This window comes from Rhodococcus sp. IEGM 1372, from assembly GCF_030056835.1.
Lineage (GTDB): Bacteria > Actinomycetota > Actinomycetes > Mycobacteriales > Mycobacteriaceae > Rhodococcoides.
The window spans coordinates 1-844 of sequence record NZ_JASHKS010000091.1 but is presented as its reverse complement, the minus strand read 5'-3'; the positions used below and the strand labels follow the sequence as shown (position 1 = coordinate 844).

At 63.0% G+C, this 844-nt stretch carries 1 protein-coding gene; it reads left to right on the top strand.

What is annotated here, in order from left to right:
• Window positions 1-101 precede the first annotated feature (101 nt).
• On the top strand, window positions 102-521 hold the full coding sequence (locus tag QM590_RS25800; RefSeq protein WP_283279479.1) for a methylated-DNA--[protein]-cysteine S-methyltransferase: 420 nt from the start codon (window positions 102-104) through the stop codon (window positions 519-521).
• Window positions 522-844 lie beyond the last annotated feature (323 nt).

Below are 844 nucleotides of genomic sequence, written 5' to 3'. Positions count from 1 at the left end.
TCACGAGTGGGGAATTTCGGTGAGCGCGGTTGGGGAATTTCGCTGAGCCTCGTCATGACGGCGTGGTCGCAGTCGCCCTGCCCGAACCATCGGACGAGGCGATGACGGACTACCTCGCCGGCTTCGATGCAGTGGAACGACCGGTCGACGCTCTCGCGGCCGACGCGATCGAGAGGATCGTCGCCCTGCTCGATGGACGTGCTGTCGACATGAGCCCCGTTCCGCTGGTCCTGGACGTCTCACGGTTCGACGCCGCGGTGTACACCGTATGCAGTGGGATTCCCCGCGGCGCGACACTCACGTACGGCGACATCGCCCGCCGACTCGGCCAACCCGGCGCAGCCCAGGCCGTAGGCGGTGCGCTGGGACGCAATCCTGTACCAATTATCGTCCCGTGCCATCGGGTACTCGGTGCCGGTACGGAAGTCGGCGGCTTTTCGGCACCGGGTGGTACGAATACCAAACAAAAGATACTCGGTATCGAGGGTGTACCGGGATTCGACGAGCCGAGGTTGTTCTGACCCAATTCCGGCTGAGCTACCGGCGCGTCGCTGCAATTACAGGTACTGCCTGCCACCCCGGCGTCAGTATTGGCACCCATACTCCATCCACTGTCGACGCAGCGACACCGGCTGATGTCAGTGCGGAGCCCAACGCACCGATCGAAGTTCCGTCATCACAAGTCAACTCGACAGTTCCCGAGTAGTCCGCGTCCACGGGTGCGCGGCAGACGACACCACCCTTCAGTGTCAGTGCCTCCACGTTTCCGCCAGCCGGCCCAGTGAACACCGTCGGGAGTGTCAGATTAACGGTGGATCCGACCTTGGCGTCGGTTAGTTTCCGT

Excerpts from the sequence above, each read along its gene's own strand:
- QM590_RS25800 (WP_283279479.1), top strand. The coding sequence starts at position 102 with ATGACGGACTACCTCGCCGGCTTCGATGCAGTGGAACGACCGGTCGAC.